Here is a 21,009-nt window from a genome sequence, read left to right as displayed (position 1 = left end):
AGGACCTGAACGGCCGGGGTGTGGACGGCGGGGTTTGCGGGGCAGACTCGGTGCCATGCGTAGTGCGTACGGCGTGGAGACGGTAAGGGCGGCCGAACGGGCGCTGATGGCACGGCTGCCGGAGGGCGCGCTGATGCAGCGGGCCGCCGCGGGGCTGGCCGCGGCCTGCGCCGAGTTGCTCGGGCGGGTGTACGGCAGCCGGGTGGTGCTGCTCGTCGGCAGCGGCGACAACGGCGGCGACGCGTTGTACGCGGGGGCGCGGCTGGCCCGGCGGGGCGCCGGGGTCACCGCTGTGCTCCTCTCGCCCGAGCGGGCGCACACCGGGGGGCTCGCCGCTCTGCGCAGGGCCGGGGGAGCCGTCGCCGCGGCCGACGGCGCCGACGAGCTGGTCGAGCGGGCCGACCTCGTCGTGGACGGGATCGTCGGGATCGGCGGCAAGGGCGGTCTGCGGCCCGGGGCCGAGGCCCTGGCCGGTGCCGCCCGGCGCTCCCGGGCCGCCGTGGTCGCCGTGGACCTGCCCAGCGGGGTCGAGGCCGACACCGGCGAGGTGCGGGGGGCCGCGATCCGGGCCGACCTCACTGTCACCTTGGGCACCCACAAGCCCGGGCTGCTGATCGATCCGGCGCGGGAGTACGCCGGGGTCGTACGGCTCGTCGACATCGGTCTCGACCTGCCCGCCGAGGCCGAGTTGGAGGCCCTCCAACACGCCGACGTGGCACGGCTGTTGCCGGTGCCGTCCGCGGAGAGCGACAAGTACCGGCGGGGGGTCGTCGGGATCGCCGCCGGGTCCGCGCGCTATCCGGGCGCCGCCGTGCTCGCCGTCTCCGGGGCGCTGCGGGGCGGGGCGGGGGCCGTGCGGTACGTCGGGCCCGCGGGGGAGGCGGTCATCGCCCGCTTCCCGGAGACCCTCGTCTCCGACCGGGGGCCGGAGAAGGCGGGGCGCGTGCAGTCCTGGGTGGTCGGACCCGGCGCCGGTGACGACGCGGCGACCGTGGCCGAGGTGCTGGGGGCGGACGTACCGGTGCTGCTCGACGCGGACGGGCTGCGGCTGGCCGATCGGGACGCGGTGCGCGGGCGTACGGCGCCGACGCTGATGACCCCTCATGCGGGGGAGGCGGCCGCGCTGCTGGGGGTGCGGCGGGAGGAGGTCGAGGAGGCTCGGCTGGCCGCGGTGCGGGAGTTGGCGGCCGTGTACCGGGCGACGGTGTTGCTGAAGGGGTCCACGACCCTGGTCGCCGACGCCGGGGGCGGGGCGGTGCGGGCGAACCCCACGGGGACCTCCTGGCTGGCCACTGCGGGGAGCGGGGACGTGTTGTCCGGGCTGGGCGGGTCGCTGCTGGCGGCGGGGTTGCCGGCGGTGGACGCGGGGAGTGTGGCGGCGTATCTGCACGGGCTCGCCGGGCGGTTCGCGGCGGACGGGGCGCCGGCGGGGGCCCATGACGTGGCGGACCGTATCCCGGAGGCGTGGCGGGACGTGCGGATGCGGTAGCGGGCCGGGGGCTGGGGCGCGGAGCGCCTCGAAGGGGCGTGGGGACAGGCGCGGCCGCCCCCCCCGCACCCGCGGCCGCCGAACCACCGTGCCGCACCCGTGTCGCCCGGTAGGCGACACGGGTGACACCGCCGCGCGGCGCCGCTGAAGCGTCGGGGCCGCGCGTTTGGCTGATTGCATGATCAGGAGACGAATCGCGTCCCGGGGCGTCGCGGTGCTGCTCGCCACCGCGACGGCCCTCCCGGTGGCCGGGGCCGCGGCCGGGACCGCGGCCGCCGCCGTACCGGCCCCCGCGCGGGCGGCGACGAAACCGGCACCCCCCGCCCAGGCCCCCGTCCCCGAACTGGTCCCCGGCGTCGCGCCCGGCCCCGCTCAGCCCTGGCAGATCGACACGCCCGACCAGGCGCTGCCGCCGAGGGTGTACACGCCCAGCGCGCAGGAGGACGCCGTCGAGCCCAAGGCCGCGGCGCCGGGCACGTACGACCTCATCGAGTACGTGCCGCTCGACGACGCCGTCTCCAAAGTCACGTGCAGCAAGCAGACCGGGCCCTACCAGCGCCAGGTGGAGCGGTGGCTGAAGCTGAAGGTCGACGGCAGGCAGTCCGCCGCCGACTGCAAGGCCATCCGCGCCTTCCAGCTCAAGCACAAGATCAAGCCCGCCATCGGGTTCGCCGGCCCCGTCACCTGGTCGACGATGATGCTCGTCTCGGCGAGGAAGAACCCGAACGCCGCCAAGAAGTGCCCCGTGCGGTCGTACAAGGTCGCCTGCGTCGATCTGGACCGGCAGCTCACCTGGGTGCAGAAGGGCTCCGAGGTGGTGTTCGGGCCGGTGCCCATGCGCAGCGGTCGCAAGGGACACGTCACCCGCAAGGGCTGGCACACCGTCTACTGGCGGCACAAGAACCACTGGTCCACCCTCTACAACGAGCCCATGCCGTACGCCCAGTTCTTCGACAGCGGCGAGGCCTTCCACGCCGTCTACGGCACCATCTACACGACCGTCGGCTCCTACGGCTGCGTCAACCTCAAGCTCGGCGACGCGCGCACACTGTGGGGCGTGCTGAAGAAGGGCGACCATGTCTACGTGTGGGGGCGCCGGCCGGGTACCTGAGACTGCGACCGGGGGCCGTACGGCCCTCTGAGAGACTGGGGGCGCGATGAGTGAGACTTCGACTGTGCCGACCGCCCCCCTGCGCGCCCGCGCCGAGATCGACCTGGGCGCCCTGCGGGCCAATGTGCGTGCCCTGCGCGCCCGGACGCCCGGTGCCGCCCTGATGGCCGTCGTCAAGTCCGACGGCTACGGCCACGGCGCCGTGCCGTGCGCCCGCGCGGCCCTCGCGGCGGGCGCGACCTGGCTCGGCACCGCCACGCCCGAGGAGGCCCTCGCGCTGCGCGCGGCCGGGCTGACCGGCCCGGTCCTGTGCTGGCTGTGGGTGCCGGGCGGCCCCTGGCGGCAGGCGATCGAGGCCGGCATCGACGTGTCGGTGAGCGGCATGTGGGCGCTGCGGGAGGTCGTCGCGGCCGCCCGCGAGGCGGGGCGCACCGCGCGCGTGCAGCTCAAGGCCGACACCGGACTCGGCCGCAACGGCTGCCAGCCCGGCCCCGACTGGGCCGCCCTGGTCGCCGAGTCCCTGCGGGCCGAGGCCGAGGGGCTGGTCCAGGTCACCGGGCTGTGGTCGCACTTCGCCTGCGCCGACGAGCCCGGGCACCCCTCCATCGCCGCCCAGCTGGAGCGCTTCCGGGAGATGCTGGCGTACGCCGAGGAGCAGGGCGTCCGCCCCGAGGTGCGGCACATCGCCAACTCGCCGGCCACGCTCACCCTCCCCGAGACCCACTTCGACCTCGTCCGCCCCGGCATCGCCATGTACGGCATCTCGCCCAGCCCGGAGATCGGCACCCCGGCCGACTTCGGGCTGCGCCCGGTGATGACGCTCAGCGCCTCGCTGGCCCTGGTCAAGCACGTTCCGGGCGACCACGGGGTCAGCTACGGCCACCATTACGTCACCCCCGGCGACACCACGCTCGGACTCGTCCCCATCGGCTACGGGGACGGCGTTCCCCGGCACGCCTCCGGCACCGGTCCGGTGCTGGTCGACGGCAAGTGGCGCACGGTCGCCGGGCGGGTCGCCATGGACCAGTTCGTGGTGGACCTCGGTGGCGACGAGCCCCCGGTGGGCAGCGAGGCCGTGCTGTTCGGGCCCGGCGACCGCGGTGAGCCCACCGCCGAGGACTGGGCGCAGGCCTGCGGCACGATCGCGTACGAAATCGTCACGCGCATCGGAACCCGGGTTCCTCGCGTCTATGTGAACGGGGAAGAACTCGGGTAACCCGGTTCGGGAGGGGCCGCCTGAATCGGGGGGCCCATCTGTAACTGCGGTCATACCTGGAACAGCGACCGCACCGGCACCATCGGAGTGGACCACCGGCGAACCACGGCGAAGAGGAGCGGTACGTGAGCGAGAGCAGCGCGGAGGCTGTGGCGGACGTCGTCGCCTCGGCGGCCGCCGCGTCCGCCGCGGGGGCGGCCGGGAGCTGGCGCAGGGCGACCGGCATCGCCGGCACCGCGATAGGCGTGCTGGCCGCCGGCGCGGCGGCCGGCGTCGCCATCGAGCGTATGACGGTGGGCCGCGGCGTGCGCAGGAAGGCCCGGCTGGCGCTGGACTCCGCGGGCCCCTACGGCACCCTGCGCGGCACCCCGGGCAAGGCGCTGGCCGACGACGGCACCGAGCTGTACTACGAGGTCGACGAGGTCGAGCCCGACCCGGGCCCGAACGTCTCCCCGCGCCGGCGCCGGCTGTTCGGCCGCAAGGCCCCCGCCCCGGTCACCGTCGTCTTCAGCCACGGCTACTGCCTCAACCAGGACTCCTGGCACTTCCAGCGCGCGGCGCTGCGCGGGGTCGTACGGACCGTCCACTGGGACCAGCGCAGCCACGGCCGGTCCGGGCGGGGCGTGGCCCAGACCCGGGACCGGGTGCCGCTCACCATCGACCAGCTCGGCCGCGATCTGAAGGCCGTCCTCGACGCCGCCGCACCGGAGGGACCCCTCGTGCTGGTCGGGCACTCGATGGGCGGCATGACCGTGATGGCGCTCGCCGCCCAGTACCCCGAGCTGATCCGGGAACGGGTCGTCGCGACCGCCCTCGTGGGGACGTCGTCCGGGCGGCTCGGCGAGGTCAACTTCGGCCTGCCGGTGGCCGGCGTCAACGCGGTGCGCCGGATCCTGCCCGGGGTGCTGAAGGCGCTCGGGCAGCAGGCGGAGCTGGTGGAGAAGGGGCGCCGGGCCACCGCCGAACTGTTCACCGGGATCATCAAGCGGTACTCGTTCGCCGGGCGGGACATCGACCCGGCCGTCGCGCGGTTCGCGGAGCGGATGATCGAGTCCACGCCGATCGACGTGGTCGCCGAGTTCTACCCGGCCTTCACCGACCACGACAAGACCGAGGCGCTCGCCTCCTTCCGGCAGATGCCGGTCCTGGTGCTGGCCGGAGTCCAGGACCTGGTCACGCCCAGCGAGCACAGCGAGGCCATAGCCGACCTGCTGCCGGAGGCCGAGCTGGTCCTCGTACCGGACGCCGGGCACCTGGTGATGCTGGAACACCCCGAAGTGGTCACCGACCGCCTCGCCGACCTGCTCACCCGCGCGGGTGCGGTGCCCGCAGGGGCTACGGTTATGGGCTATGGAAGCACCAGCAGCAGCACCGCGGGACCCCGCTGAGACCCGGCTGACGATCACCTCGCCCGAGCAGATGCGGGAGCTGGGCCGCCGGCTGGCCAAGCTGCTGCGCGCGGGTGACCTGGTGATGCTCAGCGGCGAGCTCGGTGCGGGCAAGACCACGCTCACCCGGGGACTCGGCGAGGGCCTCGGCGTGCGCGGCGCGGTCACCTCGCCCACCTTCGTGATCGCCCGGGTGCACCCCTCCCTCGGCGACGGCCCGCCCCTGGTCCATGTGGACGCCTACCGGCTCGGCGGCGGACTGGACGAGATGGAGGACCTGGACCTCGACGTCAACCTGCCCGACTCGGTGATCGTCGTGGAATGGGGCGAGGGCAAGGTCGAGGAGCTGACGGAGGACCGGCTCCAGGTCGTCATCCACCGGGCCGTCGGAGACACCACGGACGAGGTGCGGCACGTGACGCTGACCGGGCTGGGGGAGCGCTGGGCCGAGACGGGTCTGGAGACGCTCACGGCCTGAGCGCCGGGTTCCGACAGGCTGTCGGCAACATATTGCGCGGGACCTCCCGGACGTGGTCACATGGTGTCCAGCCCGTGGTTAGGCATGCCTAACCGCGCCGCCCCCGCACCTCAGGAGGCGTTTCCATGACCGCTCCCCGCCCCACCGAAGTGACCATGCACGAGCTGCTGGCGTCGTGCGCGGCGGCACGAGCGGTCTCCGTGCCGCCCCGGGCCCCGCAGGTCCGCCCGGAGCGTCCGGCCGAGCCGGACAAGCGGGCGGCCGACGGCCCCGCACGGCACCCCCGCGCCGCCTAGGTGTGTCGTCCGGAGAGGTTGGTGACGCCGCAGTCGCCGATCAGCCCCGGCGCTGTCCTGCGGCCTGATCCGAACGCCAGGCCCTAGCGGATCACGACGACCTTCACCCCGATCGTCGCGAACCTCCACATCGCATCCCCGTCCGCCCGCGTCTCCCGGATCCCCCCGGTCCGCACGGCCGGGTCGGCCGCGGTGCGCGGAGCTACCGCCGCGCTGAACCCGATCGCCAGCCCGTCCACGCTGGTGAACCGGACGACGTGCTCGACGGGAACGCCGTCCGTGCCGGTCACCGCGGCCGAGCGGGACGTGATCCAGTAGGTGCCCGGCAGCGGGTCGATGCTGCCCGGGGTGACCTTGAAGCTGCGCTCCATCAGGTTGTCGGCGTCGGCCAGCCAGACCCGGTCGTCGTCCACCGAGTACACGACCCGTTCACCCGTGCCCGACCCGCCCGGCAGGACGGCCGGATCGTGCCGGTGCCCGGGGACCCGGCCGGCCAGGGACGAGGCGTTCGGGCCGGGCCGGCCGCCGAGGCTCGCCGGCACGTGCCCCTGGGCCTGGTAGGCGAGGAAGCCGACGGCTCCGACGGCCGCCACGGTGAGGCCGGCCACGATCGCCGAGCTGATCCCTGCCACCTGCGACCACCTCTGCCTCGCGCCATATGTCGTACTTCGTACAGACCGTAGCAGTCGGTGACCGTACGACCGGGACGGCGATGTACGAGGCGCGGGCGCCGTAGGCTGTTCGCGTGCTCTTGCTCGCTCTGGATACCGCAACACCCGCCGTCACCGTCGCGCTGCACGACGGCACGGACGTCATCGCCTCGTCGAGTCAGGTGGACGCGCGCCGGCACGGGGAGCTGCTGCTGCCGGCCGTGGACCGTGTGCTCGCCGAGGCCGGGTTCAAGCCGGACGCCGTCACCGGCATCGTCGTCGGCACCGGTCCCGGCCCCTACACCGGCCTGCGCGTCGGCCTGATGACCGCCGACACCCTGGGCCTCGCGCTCGGTGTGCCGGTGCACGGCCTGTGCACGCTGGACGGCCTCGCCTACGCCGCCGACATCGAGAAGGGCCCCTTCGTCGTGGCGACCGACGCCCGGCGCAAGGAGGTCTACTGGGCGACGTACGCCGACTCCCGCACCCGGCTGACCGGCCCGGCCGTGGACCGGCCGGCCGACATCGCCGAGCGGGTCGCGGGCCTGCCGGCGGTCGGTGCGGGTGCGCTGCTCTACCCGGACACGTTCCCGAGCACCCACGAGCCCGAGCACGTCTCCGCCGCCGCCCTCGCCTCGCTCGCCGTGGAGAAGCTGGCCGCGGGCGAGGAGCTGCCGGCCCCCCGGCCGCTGTATCTGCGCCGCCCGGACGCCCAGGTGCCCAAGAACTACAAGGTGGTCACCCCGAAGTGACGGTGCGACTGCGCGAGATGCGCTGGTGGGACATCGACCCGGTCCTGGAGCTGGAGAAGGACCTGTTCCCCGAGGACACCTGGTCCCGGGGCATGTTCTGGTCCGAGCTGGCCCACTCCCGGGGCGCCGAGGCGACCCGGCGCTATGTCGTGGCCGAGACGGACGGCCGCATCGTCGGCTACGCCGGGCTGGTCGCCGCCGGTGAGCAGGGCGACGTGCAGACCATCGCCGTGGCCCGCGAACTCCAGGGCACCGGCCTCGGCGGCCGGCTGCTGGCCGAGCTGCTGCGCGCGGCGACCGCGTTCGAGTGCCACGAGGTGATGCTCGAGTGCCGGGTCGACAACGTGCGTGCGCAGAAGCTCTACGAGCGCTTCGGCTTCGAGCCGATCGGCTTCAGACGCGGCTACTACCAGCCGGGCAACGTGGACGCCCTGGTGATGCGCCTGAGCGACCCTTCTTCATCAGTACGTTCAGTACAGGAAACCGAGAGCAATGACTGACTCACGCGACGAGCCTCTCGTACTCGGCATCGAGACCTCCTGCGACGAGACCGGCGTCGGCATCGTCCGCGGCACCACCCTGCTGGCGGACGCCGTCGCCTCCAGCGTCGACGAGCACGCCCGCTTCGGGGGCGTCGTGCCGGAGGTGGCCTCCCGCGCCCACCTGGAGGCGATGGTCCCCACCATCGACCGCGCCCTGAAGGAGGCGGGAGTCTCCGCGAGGGACCTCGACGGCATCGCCGTGACCGCGGGGCCCGGTCTCGCGGGCGCCCTCCTCGTCGGTGTCTCGGCGGCCAAGGCGTACGCCTACGCCCTGGGCAAGCCCCTGTACGGCGTCAACCACCTGGCGTCGCACATCTGTGTCGACCAGCTGGAGCACGGCCCGCTGCCCGAGCCGACGATGGCCCTGCTGGTGTCCGGCGGCCACTCCTCCCTGCTGCTGTCCGAGGACATCACCTCCGACGTCCGCCCGATGGGCTCGACCATCGACGACGCGGCCGGCGAGGCCTTCGACAAGATCGCCCGCGTGCTGAACCTGGGCTTCCCCGGCGGCCCGGTCATCGACCGCTACGCGCGCGAGGGCGACCCGGCGGCGATCGCCTTCCCGCGCGGCCTGACCGGCCCCCGCGACCCCGCCTACGACTTCTCCTTCTCCGGCCTGAAGACGGCCGTGGCCCGCTGGATCGAGGCCAGGCGCGCGGCCGGCGAGGAGGTCCCGGTCCGTGACGTGGCCGCCTCCTTCCAGGAGGCCGTCGTCGACGTGCTGACCCGCAAGGCCGTGCGCGCCTGCAAGGACGAGGGCGTGGACCACCTGATGATCGGCGGCGGTGTCGCGGCCAACACCCGGCTGCGCGCGCTCGCCCAGGAACGCTGCGAGGCGGCCGGCATCCGGCTGCGCGTGCCGCGTCCCAAGCTGTGCACGGACAACGGCGCGATGGTGGCCGCGCTGGGCGCCGAGATGGTCGCCCGCAACCGGGCCGCCTCCGGCTGGGACCTGTCGGCCGACTCCTCCCTGCCGGTCACCGACCCGCACGTCCCCGCAGACCACGACCATGTGCACGAGGTCAGCAAGGAGAACCTGTACTCGTGACCGTCGCGCTGATGTGGGAGGCCCGGGCGGCCGAAGGGCGGGGAGCGGAACTCCTCGCCTGGGTACGCGAACAACGCCTGCCGGCGCGGCCGTTGCGCCGCGAGACCCTCCGGGCACCGCAGGACCGGGTGCTGGTCATCACCTGGTGGGACGCGCCGTACGACGCCGAACTGCCCGAACTGCCCGAGCCGGAAGGCGGGTTGGTGACGCGCGCCGTGCACCGCTGGCGGTTCGAGTCGGTGACCGACGGCTGAAGTTGAGGTGTGCGGCCCGACTGGGCTATGATCATCACACAGCGAACGGCCGGACCCCGGAAACGGGAACCGACCCGGACGCAGTGCGTTGGTGGTCCAAGGAAAGACGTCCCGCTTCCTGCGGGGAGATGCAGGTGCAAGGCCTGCCCGGCGCTCCACACGAACCCCGCCCCGGACATCCGGGGCGGGGTTTCGCGTTACCGGTGCCCGGCCCGCTGGGGCTCGGCCGCTCCCGCCGCCGGTGCCGCCGGCGCCGGTGCCGCCCGGCGCTCCCGCAGATGCGCGTAGGCCATGAGGCCGAACAGCACCGCGAGCAGCACCGCCGAGGAACCGGCCGTACCCAGGTTCAGACCGCCCTTGGCGACCGGCTTGGTCAGGAGGTCGCCGGCCGTGGCGCCCAGCGGGCGGGTCAGCACGAACGCGATCCAGAACAGCAGGACGTTCGGCACCGCCGGGACCTTCATCAGGGCGACCAGGACCAGCAGGAGGCCGGTCACCAGGGACGCGCCGCCCAGATAGCCCAGGCCCGAGCTGTCGGACAGGAAGTCCCCCATCGAGGTGCCGAGGGTGTTGGAGACCAGGATCGCCGACCAGAACAGCGCCTCGCCCCGGAAGGTGACGATCTCGGTGATCTGGAAGGTCATCCCGCTCAGCTTCCAGCCGAGGAAGATCAGCAGCAGGATCGAGATCAGGATCGCGGCGCCCTCCGGGTAGCCGAGGCCCAGCCCCTGCGGGCCCCAGCCCAGCTTCGTCGCGCCGTTCGAGAGGTACTTGGCGCTGGCGTCCCGGTTCATGAAGTCGGACATGGTGGTGCCGGCCATGGAGGTCGACAGGATCACGGTCCAGTAGAAGAACGGGTTGTAGCGTGCGGAGCGCAGCTGGACCACCAGCGTCACCACGAAGACCAGGAACAGGGCGATGGTGGTGAGGAAGTAGCCGAGCTTGAGCGTCTGGGCGAACAGGTCGCCCGCGGTCTCGCCCAGGGTCGTCGCCGCGATCTTCATGATCCAGAACGCGAGGGTGACCTCGGGCAGTTTCTTCATGACGGATTTCGTCGTCGTCAAAACCGCTCCTGCCGGGTGGGGGGGTGATCATTTACGGCCCGACCCTGCCAGGGGCAATCTGAAAGCAGCCTGAACGCCCGTGTCATGGGTCTTGCGGAACTTGGTTCGATGTGTTCCGCCGCGGCTCCATACGTTCCACCCGACCCCTGGCGTTCAATCGGCTCCCTCGGACACCTCCACCTCGCACCGCAGCCGCCGGTCGGCCCCCACCGTCCGTACCGGCCCGGTCAGCCGCAGCCGCGCCCGGTGCCGTACGTCCGTGCTCGACGCGGCCAGCCGCAGCTCCAGCGCGCCCGGCTCCACCACCCGTGCCCCCGTGCCGTCCGTGAAGGAGGACAGGTCGGCGTGGAAGCGGAAGGTCAGCCGCCGGGACGCGCCGGGGGCCAGCTCCACCCGCCGGTACCCGATCAGCCGTACGTCGGGCCGGGTCACGCTCGCCACCGGGTCGTGCAGATACAGCTGGACGACCTCGGCACCGGCACGGTCGCCGGTGTTGCGGACGGTGACGGAGAGGTCGTACGAGCCGTCGGTCGGGATCTCGGCCTCGGGGGCGCGGACGTCCTCCCACGCGAACGTCGTGTACGAGCGGCCGTGGCCGAACGGGTACAGCGGGGTCGGGTCCAGGCTGCTGACCTCGCCGGCCAGCCCCAGCGGCGGCTGGAGATAGGTCCAGGGCTGGCCGCCGGGCTCGCGCGGCACGCTCACCGGCAGGCGCCCGGAGGGGTTCACCCGGCCGGACAGCACCCCGGCCACCGCGGGTCCGCCCTCCTCGCCCGGGAAGAAGGCCTGCACGACCGCGCCGAGCCGGCCGTGCGCGCGGCCCAGGGCGTACGGCCGCCCGGTCAGCAGGACCAGCACCACCGGGACCCCCGTCGCCACCAGCCGGTCCAGCAACTCCGCCTGCACTCCGGGCAGTCGGAGGTCGGCCACGTCACAGCCCTCGCCCGAGGTGCCCCGGCCGAACAGGCCCGCCCGGTCGCCGAGCACCGCCACGCACACGTCCGCCTCCGCCGCCCGGGCCACCGCCTCCGCGAAGCCGCCGGTGTCCGGGTCCACGACGTCACAGCCCGGGGCGAACGTGACCTTCGCGTCCGGGAGTTCGGCGCGCAGCGAGTCCAGCAGGGTGGGGATCTCGATGCCCGGCGGGACGTCGGGGTGGTGGGTGAGGACGTGGGAGGGGAAGGAGTAGCAGCCGAGCATCGCGAGCGCGTCCGCCGCGCGCGGGCCGACGACCGCGATCCGGGCGCCGGGGGCCAGCGGCAGCAGTCCGTCGGGGTTGTCCAGCAGGATCACCGACTCCTCGGCCAGCCGCCGGGCCAGGGCCCGGTTCTCCGCCGAGTCCAGGTCGACCGTGTCCCGCGGCTCCGGCCGCCAGTCCGCGTCCAGCAGGCCCAGCTCGCACTTCTGCGTCAGGACCCGGCGGGCCGCCCGGTCCACCAGCGCCTGAGGGACACGGCCCTCGCGTACGGCCGTGACGAGCGGGGTGCCGTAGCACTTCACGGTCGGCAGCTCGACGTCGATGCCCGCGGCCAGCGCCCGGTGCGCCGCCTCCGCCTCGTCCGCCGCGACCCGGTGCAGGGTCTGCAGGAACCCGATGCCGAAGTAGTCGGCGACCACCGTGCCGGTGAAACCCCACTCCTCGCGCAGCAGTTCGGTCAGCAGCCGCGGGTCGGCGGAGGCGGGCACGCCGTCCGTCTCGGTGTAGGCCGCCATCACCGAGCGGGCCCCGCCCTCGCGCAGCGCCATCTCGAAGGGGGGAAGGGTGATGTCGGCGAACTCCCGTACGCCCGCGCGGACCGGCGCGAGATTCCGGGCGCCCGCCGATGACGCGTACCCGGCGAAGTGCTTGAGGGTGGCGACGACCCCGGCCGCCTCCAAGCCGCGGACGTAGGCCGTGCCGATGGTGCCGACCAGGTACGGGTCCTCGCCGATCGTCTCCTCGACCCGTCCCCAGCGCGGGTCGCGGACCACGTCCAGGACGGGGGCGAGGCCCTGGTGGACGCCGCAGGCGCGCAGGTCGTGGCCGATCCGCCGGCCCATCTCCGCCACCAGCGCCGGGTCGAAGGACGCGCCCCAGGCGAGCGGCACCGGATACGCCGTCGCCCGCCAGGCGGTGAAGCCGGCCAGGCACTCCTCGTGGGCGACGGCCGGGATGCCGAAGCGGCCGGCCGCGGCGATCCGGCGCTGCGCGCGGGCGAGGGCCCGCGCGCCGAGCGCCGGATCCACGGGTGCGGTGCCGAAGGAGCGGGTCAGCTGGCCGAGGCCGAGGGCGATCAGTTCGTCCCAGTCGAAGTCGGCGGTCATCTCGCGCTGCAGGGGGGCGACGCCGTCGCCGTCCGTGGCGGCGCCCACCCACACGCCGTACAGCTGGGCGGCCTTCTCCTCCAGGGTCATCCGGGAGAGCAGGTCGGCCACGCGGGCGTCGGCGGGCAGGGCGGGGTCGCGCCAAGGAGCGGTGGTCATGGAACTCCCGTCACTCTGACTGTCGCTCACGAATGTTTCGGAGAAAATACCGAATGTTCCGGGAACCTATGGCGCGCGAAGGCCTTCGTCAAGGGGTCCGGCGGGGATACGATCGCGGGCATGAAGCCTTCGAAGCCCGCAGAAACGCAGACGGCGACCCTCGCCGAAATCGCCCGTGAGGCCGGGGTGTCGGCTCCGACTGTTTCGAAGGTGCTCAACGGCCGCGCCGATGTCGCCCCCGCGACCCGCCACCGCGTGGAGGAACTGCTGCGCGCCTACGGCTACCGGCGCCGGCGCGCCGAGGCCTCCCGTTCCCCGCTGATCGACCTGGTCTTCCACGAGCTGGAGAGTGCCTGGGCGCTGGAGGTCATCCGGGGTGTGGAGAACGTGGCCCGCGACGCCGGGCTGAGCGTGGTGCTGTCGGAGTCGGCCGGCCGTCTCACCCCGGGCCGGTCCTGGGCCGACCAGGTGGCCGCGCGCCGTCCGCACGGCGTGGTGCTGGTGCTGTCCGGGCTCGACGAGTCCCAGCGGGCGCTGCTGACCAGCCGTTCCATCCCGTTCGTGGTGATGGACCCGGCCGGCGACCCGGGTCCGGACGTGCCCTCCATCGGCGCCACCAACTGGCAGGGCGGGCTCGCCGCCACCCGTCATCTGGTGGAACTCGGCCACACCCGGATCGGTGCGATCAGCGGCCCGTCCCGGATGATGTGCAGCCGGGCCCGCGTCGACGGTTACCGGGCCGCGCTGGAGACGGCCGGGCTGCCCGTCGACCCCTCGCTGATCGTGGCCGGCGACTTCCACCACGACTCCGGTTACCGCCTGGGCCTGGAGCTGCTGCGCCGCCCCGACCGGCCGACGGCCGTCTTCGCGGGCAACGACCTGCAGGCCCTCGGCCTGTACGAGGCCGCCCGTGAGCTGGGCCTGCGCGTCCCGGAGGACCTGAGCGTGGTCGGCTTCGACGATCTGCCGGTGGCCCGCTGGGTCGGCCCGCCGCTGACGACCGTGCGCCAGCCGCTGACCGAGATGGCCGAGGCGGCGGCCCGGCTGGTGCTGGAACTGGGCCGCGAGCGGGAGGAGCGGGCGGCGACCCGGGTGGAGCTGGCGACCAGCCTGGTCGTCCGCAGCAGCACGGCGGCGCCCGGGCCCGTGTGACGCGGCGGCGGCCCCATGCGCCCGAAGTCAATCGGCCAGCCGATCGAAACTTTCGGTGGGCGCCGCCGTGCACACGAGCCGGCGGATGAGAATTCCTGAAGAAAACCGAATCTCACCGCTTGCGCTAACAGTCCCCTAATAATTCGGACTTACGTTCCTGCCCGTGACGCGACACATGGAGCAGCAAGAGGAGCAGGGCGAAGCGGGCGGAAGAGCGGGCCGGCGGTCGGGAGCGCTGAGGATCGTCGGCCTCACCCTGGCAGGTGCCCTGGTGCTGGGCGCGGCCGCCGTGGGCTGGGCGTACTGGCATCTGGACCACAACATCAAGAGTGTCGACATCGACACCGCGCTCGGCGACGACCGGCCCGCCCCGGCGCGCAGCACCCCCTCCACGACCGCCTCGGCCGCCGCCTCCCCGCTGCCGACCGGCTCCCTGAACATCCTGGTCCTCGGCTCGGACTCGCGCAGCGGCAAGGCCAACAAGGAGCTCGGCGGCGGCGACAGCACCGGCGTACGCTCGGACACGGAGATGGTCGTGCACATCGACGCGGGCCGCACGAAGGCCACGGTCGTCAGCATCCCGCGCGACACCCTCCTCACCCGCCCCTCCTGCCCGCTGTCCTCGGGCGGCTCGACGGCGGTCGCCCACAACGTGATGGTCAACACCGCCTACGAACTGGGCGGGCCGGTGTGCGCGGTGAAGACCGTCGAGTCCCTCACGCACGTCCGCATGGACCACTACATCGAGATCGACTTCTCCGGCTTCGCCGGACTCGTCGACGCGCTCGGCGGGGTCGACGTCACCACCACGCAGACCATCGACGACGACAAGAGCCATCTGCACCTCAAGGCCGGCCCCCACCACCTCGACGGCAAGCAGGCCCTGGCGCTCGCCCGCACCCGGCACGGCATAGGCGACGGCAGCGACCTCGGCCGCATAGGTCTGCAACAGCAGCTGGTGAAGGCGCTGTTGGAGCAGATGTCCGGCACGAAGCTGCTCGCCGACCCGGCCAGGCTGTACCGGGTCGCCGACACGGTCACGGCCGGCCTCACCACCGACACCGGCCTGGACTCCCTGAGCGAGCTGATGCGGCTCGGCCAGAGCCTGAAGGGCCTGACCTCCGACCAAGTGAAGACGGTGATGATGCCAAACGTCCAGGCGCCCTCCGACCACAACCGGGTGATCGCGAAGGAGCCGGCGGCGAGCGAACTGTGGGCGTCCCTGCGCTGACCCGGTACAACCGTGCCGACGGCCGGCCAGCCTGACGACTGGCTGGTGCGGTGACGAAGCCGCTGTACCACAGGGAGCCTTCCGGCGTTCTCCTTGCGCTCGCACGCCCGTTGGCCGCTGCCGCTGGGCCTCAGCGCCCTCGGGCTCGCCGCGCCGCCGGCGTCCGCGTCGCGGACCGCCGCCCCGCTCCGCGACGACTTCGACGGCGACGGGTGCGCGGACCTGGCCGCCTCGGTCATCGGCGGGGACGGCGGCGACGGCGCGGTCCGGTGCTGTGCTGACGCCCGTCGGGCCTGGTCACGGACGCCGCCCCGGTCTTCGGCGGGAGGGCGGTCGGGGCGCCGTACACGAAGGCGGGATTCGGGTTCGAGCTGAAGTGATGCGGGACACCGGAAAGAATCTTCGGTGAGCGTGTCGATCCGGGGCCCCTCCCGTTCGACGCATGGGTGAGCGGCGAGGACAGGCCCCGCCGCCCGACCGAAGGAGTCACCATGCCCCGCTACCTGTCGATCGTGCGTGTCGACGAGTCCACCGCACCGGCCGAGGGCCCCAGCCCCGAGCTGATGGAGCGCATGGGCGCGCTGATCGAGGAGATCACCAAGGCCGGCGTCATGCTCGACACCGCCGGACTCACCCCGCACGGCCAGGGCCGGCGGGTGCGCTGGGAGGGCGGCGACATCACCGTCACGGACGGTCCGTTCACCGAGTCGAAGGAGGTCATCGGCGGCTACGCCCTCATGCAGTGCAAGGACATGGAGGAGGCCCTGGAGTGGACCAAGCGCTTCCTGAAGACCCACGAGGAGTACTGGACCGTGACCTGTGAGGTGCGGGAGATCGCCGAGGCCTGAGGCGCCTGGCGCTGTGGCGTACGGGGGTGTTGCATGGTGGGCTGTGGAACCACAGCCCACCGCGGCGCAGCCCGCCGCCCACGCGATCGAGACCGTCTTCCGCCTGGAGTCGCCCCGTGTGATCGCCGGCGTCGCCCGGATCGTCCGGGACGTCGGCATCGCCGAGGAACTCGCGCAGGACGCGCTGGTCGCCGCCCTGGAACGGTGGCCCCGCGACGGCGTGCCCGACAACCCCGGCGCCTGGCTCATGGCCACCGCCCGGCACCGCGCCGTCGACCTGGTCCGGCGCCGCGAGACCTACGCCCGCAAGCTCGCCGAGATCGGCCGGGACCTTCAGAGCGCGCCGCCCGCGTACGACGAGCCCGCCGACCCGGACGACATCGACGACGACCTGCTCCGGCTCGTGTTCACCGCCTGCCACCCGGTGCTGTCGCGTGAGGCCCGCACCGCGCTCACCCTGCGCCTGCTCGGCGGCCTGACCACGGCCGAGATCGCCCGCGCCTTCCTGGCGCCCGAGCCGACGATCGCCCAGCGCATCGTCCGCGCCAAACGCACCCTGGCGAAGCGGAACGTCGCCTTCGAGGTGCCTTACGGCCCCGACCGCGAGGCCCGTCTCGGCTCCGTCCTGGACGTCATCTACCTGATCTTCAACGAGGGGTACGCGGCGACCGCCGGCGACGACCTGCTGCGCCCCGGCCTGTGCGAGGACGCCCTGCGCCTGGCCCGCGTCCTGTGCGCGCTGATGCCCAAGGAGCCGGAGGTGCACGGCCTGACCGCGCTCCTGGAGTTCCAGGCCTCCCGCACCGCCGCCCGCACCGCTCCCGACGGCACCCCCGTCCTCCTGAAGGACCAGAACCGCCGCCGCTGGAACCGCATGCTCATCGCACGCGGCATCCGCGCCCTCGACCGCGCCGACGCCACAGCCGCGGGCGCCCCGGGCCGGTACGCCATCGAGGCGGCCATCGCCGCCTGCCACGCGCACGCGTACACGTACGAGGAGACGGACTGGCGCGCCATCGCCACCCTGTACGGCCTGCTGGCCGCCCGTGCCCCGTCCCCGGTGGTCGAACTGAACCGAGCCGTCGCCGTGTCCATGGCCGACGGCCCGGCCGAGGCCCTGGAACTGGTCGACGCCCTGGCCGCCGAGCCCGCCCTGCGCGACTACCACCTGCTGCCCAGCGTCCGCGGCGATCTGCTGGCCCGGCTCGGACGTACGGCGGAGGCCCGCACGGAGTTCGAGCGGGCGGCCGCCCTCGCCCGCAACGAGAAGGAACGGGAACTGCTGCTGCGCCGGGCGGCGGAGCAGCCGACCTAAGCGGGCCGCCCCACGAGCATCGTCGGTGCCCCGGCGACCCGGGTGAGGAACACGGTCGCCGCGTTCGGCCCCTGCGGCTTCACCTTCTTGCGCAGCTCCTCCGGTTCCACGGCCGACCCGCGCTTCTTCACGGTCAGCGTGCCGACCTCCCGCTCCCGCAGCAGGGCCTTCAACTTCTTGACGTTGAAGGGGAGTTGGTCGGTGATCTCGTAGGCGGAGGCGTACGGCGTCGGGTGCAGCTCGTCGGCGGTGACGTAGGCGATGGTCGGGTCGATCAGCCCGCCGTCCAGCCGCCGCGCCGCCTCGGCGACCAGGTGGGCGCGGATGACGGCGCCGTCGGGCTCGTACAGGTAGCGCCCCACCGGACGCACCCGGGGGTCGGGCAGTCCCTCGCCGAGGAGGGTGCGCGGGCCGGGCAGCAGGGTGGCCCGCACGGCGCCCGGCGCCCCGGTGCCGAACCAGACCACCGCCTCCTTCACGTCCCCGCCGTCCGAGATCCACTCGGCCTCGGCGTCGGCGGGCACGGCCTCGTGCGGGATGCCGGGCGCGACCTTCAGCGCCGCGCGGGGCGCCGCGCGGGCGGCCTCGATCGCCCAGGACAGGGGCGGGGAGTAGGCCTCGGGGTCGAAAATCCGCCCGCCCGACCGACCGCCCCGCCGGGCAGGGTCGACGAACACGGCGTCGTACCCGCCCGTGTCCACCTCGGTGACGTCCGCCTCCCGCACCTCGATCAGCTCGTCCAGCCCCAGCGCCCCGGCGTTCGCCCGGGCCACGGCGGCCGTCACCGGGTCCCGGTCCACCGCGAGCACCCGGATCCCCGCCCGGGCGAACGCGATCGCGTCCCCGCCGATCCCGCAGCACAGGTCGGCCACGCAGGTCACGCCGAGGTCCTTCAGGCGCTGTGCGCGGTACGTCGCCACGCTGGTCCGGGTCGACTGCTCGACGCCGTTCGGGGTGAAGAACATCCGCCCCGCGTCCGCCGGCCCGAACTTGGCCGCCGCGCGCTGCCGCAGCCGGGCCTGGCCGAGCGCCGCCGACACCAGCCCGGCGGGGTGGTCGCGGCGCAGCCGGGTGGCGACGGCGAGTTCGTCGGCCGGGGCGGTGTCGCGGACCTCGTCGAGGAGGGCCCGGCCTTCGGGGGTGAGGAGGAGAGCGAGGTCGTTCACCGGGTCATTGTGGGCCAGTCGGTGGATCGTGCGCCCCCGGCGGCGGTGTCGGCCGGGGCTCCGGGTACCGGCCTGGAAGGATCCGGCACCATGCGAGCGGTCGTACAAAACGATAAAAAACGGGCCCGCTGTGGGCGCGCGGTCCTGGCCTGCGCCGCCGCCGCGCTGACCTGCGCCCCCCTTCTCTCCGGTTGCGTGGCCCCCGAGGAGACCCGTCCCGCACCCGCTCACGGCGGCGCGGAGATCCTGAGTCCCCACTCCCGCCAGGCCGCCGAACACGCCCGACTGGTCGCCGCCGCCAGGCGCTGGGGGCTCGACGGGGTCCCGCTGACCCCACCCGCGCCGCCCAGGACGAAGCCGGAGATCACCGCCCGGCCCGGCTTCGAGGTGAGCCACCAGGAGGACTGGGACCTGCCCCCGGTCTTCACCACGATCCCCACCAAGCAGAAGATCGTCTTCCTCACCATCGACGACGGCTCGGAGAAGGACCCCAGGTTCCTGCGGATGATGCAGGACCTGAAGGTCCCGTACACCGCCTTCCTCAGCAACTACCTGGTCAAGGACGACTACGGGTACTTCCGGAAGATGCAGTCCTACGGCCACACCCTCAACAACCACACCCTGCACCACCCCTACCTGCCGGGCCTGTCCTACGCGGACCAGAAGGCCGAGATCTGCGGCATGCAGGACATCATGGAGAAGCAGTTCGGCAGGCGCCCGACGGTCTTCCGCCCGCCGTACGGCAACTACAACCGGGACACCCTCCGCGCCGCCAAGTCCTGCGGCATCAAGTACGCGCCGATCTGGAACGAGGAGGTCTACGTCGACCACTGGGAGTACCGCGAGGACGACCAGAGGATGCGCCGCGGCGACATCGTCCTCACCCACTTCCGCGGCCGCTCCGACTGGAACGGCACGATGGTCGACGACATGCGCCGCTTCCTGAACAGGATCACCCGCGAGGGTTACGCCGTGGCCCGCCTGGAGGACTACCTGTGAGGCGGGGGGCGGGGCGCGGCGGAGCGGGCTCCGGACGGCGCCCGGGCCGGTATGTCGCCGCGCTCCTCGTCCCGGCCCTCCTCCTCGGCGGCTGCGCCCAGTCCGTCCGCCCCATCGAACGCCTCGGCAAGAAGGCCGCCGAGGGGGTGCGCCCGCACGGCGCCGCCCACGACCAGGCCTACCGCCGCTGGGGACTGACCGAGCCCCTCGCCCGCCCCCCGCAGCCCGCCGCCCGCGCGCTCGTCCTCACCCCGCCGGACGCGGTCCACCGCCCCCTGCCCCTCCCCGTGGACCACGTCGCCACCCGCGACCGGGTGGTCTTCCTCACCTACGACGACGGCGCCGACAAGGACCCCCGCTTCGTGGACATGGTCCGCGAACTCCGGCTGCCGGTCAGCATGTTCCTCACCGACAGCATCGCCGGCCCCGGATACGGCCACTTCGCCCGCCTGCACCGGCAGGGCGCCGGCATCGAGAACCACGCCCTCGAGCACCACGCGCTGCCCGCACTGCCGTACGCCGGTCAGCGCGCCGAGATCTGCGGCCAGCAGGACAGGCTCAGGTCCCGCCTCGGCCTGCGTGCCCGCCTCTTCCGCCCGCCGTACGGCGCGTACGACACCACGACCCTGCGCGCGGCGGCCGACTGCGGCATCTCCGCGGTCGTCCTCTGGCGCGCCGCGATGACCCCGGACGGCCTCGTCTACACCCACGGCGAACACCACCTCCGCCCCGGCGACATCATCCTGGTCGGCCCGGACGGGGCGACGGGCCGGACCCTGCGGGAGCGCACGGCACGGGTGCTGCGCAGGGCGCAGCAGAGGGGGCTGACGGCGGGGCGGCTGGAGGACTACCTGTAGCGCGCTCTTCCGGTGCCGGTTTGCGGACATCGGCCTGTCCGGCGTCGGAGGACGAGGGCCGAAGGCCGGCAGCGGGGGTCTGGGGCGGCAGCCCCCGGGGGCGGCGGGGCCGACACCGGCCCGCAGAACAACCCGGCGCCGACCCGTCCGCAGCCGACGCGCGGCACGGCAATTGGCACTCCGCTTGACCGAGTGCTAATCCCGGTCATAGTCTCGGCTCTGGCACTCCCCACTGGAGAGTGCCAACAAAGCGACGGGCAGGTCCGGCACCCGCGACGACGGATCCACCTGGTCGCCACCTCAGACAGTTAACCCCGTGAGATCTCCGAAGGGGGAGGTCGGATCGTGACGACCACCAGCTCCAAGGTTGCCATCAAGCCGCTCGAGGACCGCATTGTGGTCCAGCCGCTGGATGCGGAGCAGACCACCGCCTCTGGCCTGGTCATCCCGGACACCGCGAAGGAGAAGCCCCAGGAGGGCGCCGTCCTCGCCGTGGGCCCGGGCCGCTTCGAGAACGGCGAGCGCCTTCCGCTCGACGTCAAGGTCGGCGACGTCGTCCTCTACAGCAAGTACGGCGGCACCGAGGTGAAGTACAACGGCGAGGAGTACCTCGTCCTCTCGGCCCGCGACGTGCTCGCGATCATCGAGAAGTAATCACCTCGAGCAAACCTTTGCTCTTGAGCTGCGCCC

At 73.3% G+C, this 21,009-nt stretch carries 21 protein-coding genes; 17 read left to right on the top strand and 4 right to left on the bottom strand.

All coding sequences use genetic code 11. The features are described 5' to 3' along the window. Nucleotides 1-55: 55 nt before the first annotated feature. From AB0D93_RS12095 to AB0D93_RS12070, 6 genes are all read left to right on the top strand, one after another. On the top strand, nt 56-1,489 hold the full coding sequence (locus AB0D93_RS12095; RefSeq protein ID WP_362117166.1) for an NAD(P)H-hydrate dehydratase: 1,434 nt from the start codon (nt 56-58) through the stop codon (nt 1,487-1,489). Nucleotides 1,490-1,667: 178 nt separating this feature from the next. Beyond that, nucleotides 1,668-2,600 (top strand): L,D-transpeptidase, encoded by a 933-nt coding sequence (locus AB0D93_RS12090; protein ID WP_362117163.1) that lies wholly within the window; start codon nt 1,668-1,670, stop codon nt 2,598-2,600. A 46-nt stretch (nt 2,601-2,646) separates the two neighbouring features. After that, a complete protein-coding gene (gene alr / locus AB0D93_RS12085; protein WP_362117160.1) occupies nt 2,647-3,816 on the top strand; it encodes an alanine racemase in 1,170 nt (389 codons plus the stop codon). 125 nt (nt 3,817-3,941) lie between these two features. Then, the gene (locus AB0D93_RS12080; RefSeq protein ID WP_362117157.1) at nt 3,942-5,204 is read left to right on the top strand and encodes an alpha/beta hydrolase; all 1,263 of its coding nucleotides are present in this window, start codon (nt 3,942-3,944) and stop codon (nt 5,202-5,204) included. After that, complete coding sequence (gene tsaE / locus AB0D93_RS12075; RefSeq protein WP_362117154.1) at nt 5,167-5,682, top strand: tRNA (adenosine(37)-N6)-threonylcarbamoyltransferase complex ATPase subunit type 1 TsaE; 516 nt, start codon at nt 5,167-5,169, stop codon at nt 5,680-5,682. Before AB0D93_RS12080 ends, tsaE begins: the two co-directional genes overlap by 38 nt. A 125-nt stretch (nt 5,683-5,807) precedes the next feature. Next, a complete protein-coding gene (locus tag AB0D93_RS12070; RefSeq protein WP_362117151.1) occupies nt 5,808-5,978 on the top strand; it encodes a hypothetical protein in 171 nt (56 codons plus the stop codon). A gap of 83 nt (nt 5,979-6,061) precedes the next feature. Here AB0D93_RS12070 and AB0D93_RS12065 read toward each other — a convergent pair whose 3' ends face one another. Next, complete coding sequence (locus AB0D93_RS12065) at nt 6,062-6,610, bottom strand: hypothetical protein (protein WP_362117148.1); 549 nt, start codon at nt 6,608-6,610, stop codon at nt 6,062-6,064. A gap of 113 nt (nt 6,611-6,723) precedes the next feature. On the opposite strand from AB0D93_RS12065, the gene tsaB reads away from it, so the two are divergent. From tsaB to AB0D93_RS12045, 4 genes are read left to right on the top strand one after another with little or no spacing between them, the layout of a single operon-like run. Then, nucleotides 6,724-7,380, top strand: a complete 657-nt coding sequence (gene tsaB, locus AB0D93_RS12060) for a tRNA (adenosine(37)-N6)-threonylcarbamoyltransferase complex dimerization subunit type 1 TsaB (protein WP_362117145.1) — start codon at nt 6,724-6,726, stop codon at nt 7,378-7,380. A gap of 17 nt (nt 7,381-7,397) precedes the next feature. Next, a complete protein-coding gene (gene rimI / locus AB0D93_RS12055; RefSeq protein WP_362117272.1) occupies nt 7,398-7,880 on the top strand; it encodes a ribosomal protein S18-alanine N-acetyltransferase in 483 nt (160 codons plus the stop codon). Beyond that, nucleotides 7,873-8,970, top strand: coding sequence for a tRNA (adenosine(37)-N6)-threonylcarbamoyltransferase complex transferase subunit TsaD (tsaD, locus tag AB0D93_RS12050; protein WP_362117142.1), 1,098 nt, complete (start codon nt 7,873-7,875; stop codon nt 8,968-8,970). Before rimI ends, tsaD begins: the two co-directional genes overlap by 8 nt. Beyond that, nucleotides 8,967-9,224 carry a hypothetical protein gene (locus tag AB0D93_RS12045; protein WP_362117139.1) on the top strand — a complete coding sequence of 86 codons (258 nt, stop codon included), beginning with the start codon at nt 8,967-8,969 and terminating at the stop codon, nt 9,222-9,224. Before tsaD ends, AB0D93_RS12045 begins: the two co-directional genes overlap by 4 nt. A 197-nt stretch (nt 9,225-9,421) precedes the next feature. Here the strand turns inward: AB0D93_RS12045 and AB0D93_RS12040 are convergent, their stop codons facing one another. Together AB0D93_RS12040 and AB0D93_RS12035 are read right to left on the bottom strand one after the other, a co-directional pair. Next, the gene (locus AB0D93_RS12040) at nt 9,422-10,288 is read right to left on the bottom strand and encodes a hypothetical protein (RefSeq protein WP_362117136.1); all 867 of its coding nucleotides are present in this window, start codon (nt 10,286-10,288) and stop codon (nt 9,422-9,424) included. A gap of 153 nt (nt 10,289-10,441) precedes the next feature. Beyond that, nucleotides 10,442-12,751, bottom strand: coding sequence for a glycoside hydrolase family 3 N-terminal domain-containing protein (locus tag AB0D93_RS12035; RefSeq protein ID WP_362117133.1), 2,310 nt, complete (start codon nt 12,749-12,751; stop codon nt 10,442-10,444). 120 nt (nt 12,752-12,871) lie between these two features. Between AB0D93_RS12035 and AB0D93_RS12030 the strand changes: the two genes are divergently transcribed. From AB0D93_RS12030 to AB0D93_RS12015, 4 genes are all read left to right on the top strand, one after another. Next, nucleotides 12,872-13,903, top strand: coding sequence for a LacI family DNA-binding transcriptional regulator (locus AB0D93_RS12030; RefSeq protein WP_362117129.1), 1,032 nt, complete (start codon nt 12,872-12,874; stop codon nt 13,901-13,903). A gap of 175 nt (nt 13,904-14,078) precedes the next feature. Next, nucleotides 14,079-15,134: an LCP family protein gene (locus AB0D93_RS12025; RefSeq protein WP_362117269.1), complete on the top strand. Its 1,056-nt coding sequence runs from the start codon at nt 14,079-14,081 to the stop codon at nt 15,132-15,134. A 491-nt stretch (nt 15,135-15,625) separates the two neighbouring features. Then, nucleotides 15,626-15,982, top strand: a complete 357-nt coding sequence (locus tag AB0D93_RS12020; protein ID WP_362117126.1) for a YciI family protein — start codon at nt 15,626-15,628, stop codon at nt 15,980-15,982. A 43-nt stretch (nt 15,983-16,025) separates the two neighbouring features. Next, nucleotides 16,026-17,297 (top strand): sigma-70 family RNA polymerase sigma factor, encoded by a 1,272-nt coding sequence (locus AB0D93_RS12015; RefSeq protein ID WP_362117123.1) that lies wholly within the window; start codon nt 16,026-16,028, stop codon nt 17,295-17,297. On the opposite strand, the gene AB0D93_RS12010 is transcribed toward AB0D93_RS12015, so the two are convergent. Then, nucleotides 17,294-18,463, bottom strand: a complete 1,170-nt coding sequence (locus tag AB0D93_RS12010; protein ID WP_362117120.1) for a class I SAM-dependent methyltransferase — start codon at nt 18,461-18,463, stop codon at nt 17,294-17,296. The two genes, AB0D93_RS12015 and AB0D93_RS12010, sit on opposite strands and share 4 nt — an antisense overlap. Nucleotides 18,464-18,553: 90 nt before the next feature. Between AB0D93_RS12010 and AB0D93_RS12005 the strand changes: the two genes are divergently transcribed. From AB0D93_RS12005 to groES, 3 genes are all read left to right on the top strand, one after another. Continuing rightward, nucleotides 18,554-19,462, top strand: a complete 909-nt coding sequence (locus tag AB0D93_RS12005; RefSeq protein WP_362117117.1) for a polysaccharide deacetylase family protein — start codon at nt 18,554-18,556, stop codon at nt 19,460-19,462. Beyond that, complete coding sequence (locus tag AB0D93_RS12000) at nt 19,459-20,319, top strand: polysaccharide deacetylase family protein (protein ID WP_362117114.1); 861 nt, start codon at nt 19,459-19,461, stop codon at nt 20,317-20,319. The genes AB0D93_RS12005 and AB0D93_RS12000 overlap by 4 nt, the downstream gene beginning before the upstream one ends. Nucleotides 20,320-20,664: 345 nt before the next feature. Continuing rightward, complete coding sequence (gene groES / locus AB0D93_RS11995) at nt 20,665-20,973, top strand: co-chaperone GroES (RefSeq protein ID WP_020132158.1); 309 nt, start codon at nt 20,665-20,667, stop codon at nt 20,971-20,973. The last annotated feature ends 36 nt before the right edge of the window (nt 20,974-21,009 follow it).

It is taken from the genome of Streptomyces sp. NPDC048191 (assembly GCF_040652655.1).
Lineage (GTDB): Bacteria > Actinomycetota > Actinomycetes > Streptomycetales > Streptomycetaceae > Streptomyces.
Note: the sequence above shows the minus strand (reverse complement) of the source record. Positions and strands in the feature narration are given on the sequence as shown.

What these genes read in the sequence shown, in the direction of transcription:
- AB0D93_RS12030 (WP_362117129.1), top strand. Translation starts at nt 12,872, where the DNA reads ATGAAGCCTTCGAAGCCCGCAGAAACGCAGACGGCGACCCTCGCCGAA.
- AB0D93_RS12005 (WP_362117117.1), top strand. Translation starts at nt 18,554, where the DNA reads ATGCGAGCGGTCGTACAAAACGATAAAAAACGGGCCCGCTGTGGGCGC.
- AB0D93_RS12070 (WP_362117151.1), top strand. Translation starts at nt 5,808, where the DNA reads ATGACCGCTCCCCGCCCCACCGAAGTGACCATGCACGAGCTGCTGGCG.
- tsaD (WP_362117142.1), top strand. Translation starts at nt 7,873, where the DNA reads ATGACTGACTCACGCGACGAGCCTCTCGTACTCGGCATCGAGACCTCC.
- alr (WP_362117160.1), top strand. Translation starts at nt 2,647, where the DNA reads ATGAGTGAGACTTCGACTGTGCCGACCGCCCCCCTGCGCGCCCGCGCC.
- rimI (WP_362117272.1), top strand. Translation starts at nt 7,398, where the DNA reads ATGCGCTGGTGGGACATCGACCCGGTCCTGGAGCTGGAGAAGGACCTG.
- AB0D93_RS12035 (WP_362117133.1), bottom strand. Translation starts at nt 12,751, where the DNA reads ATGACCACCGCTCCTTGGCGCGACCCCGCCCTGCCCGCCGACGCCCGC.
- AB0D93_RS12025 (WP_362117269.1), top strand. Translation starts at nt 14,079, where the DNA reads ATGGAGCAGCAAGAGGAGCAGGGCGAAGCGGGCGGAAGAGCGGGCCGG.
- tsaE (WP_362117154.1), top strand. Translation starts at nt 5,167, where the DNA reads ATGGAAGCACCAGCAGCAGCACCGCGGGACCCCGCTGAGACCCGGCTG.
- AB0D93_RS12020 (WP_362117126.1), top strand. Translation starts at nt 15,626, where the DNA reads ATGCCCCGCTACCTGTCGATCGTGCGTGTCGACGAGTCCACCGCACCG.
- AB0D93_RS12090 (WP_362117163.1), top strand. Translation starts at nt 1,668, where the DNA reads ATGATCAGGAGACGAATCGCGTCCCGGGGCGTCGCGGTGCTGCTCGCC.
- AB0D93_RS12095 (WP_362117166.1), top strand. Translation starts at nt 56, where the DNA reads ATGCGTAGTGCGTACGGCGTGGAGACGGTAAGGGCGGCCGAACGGGCG.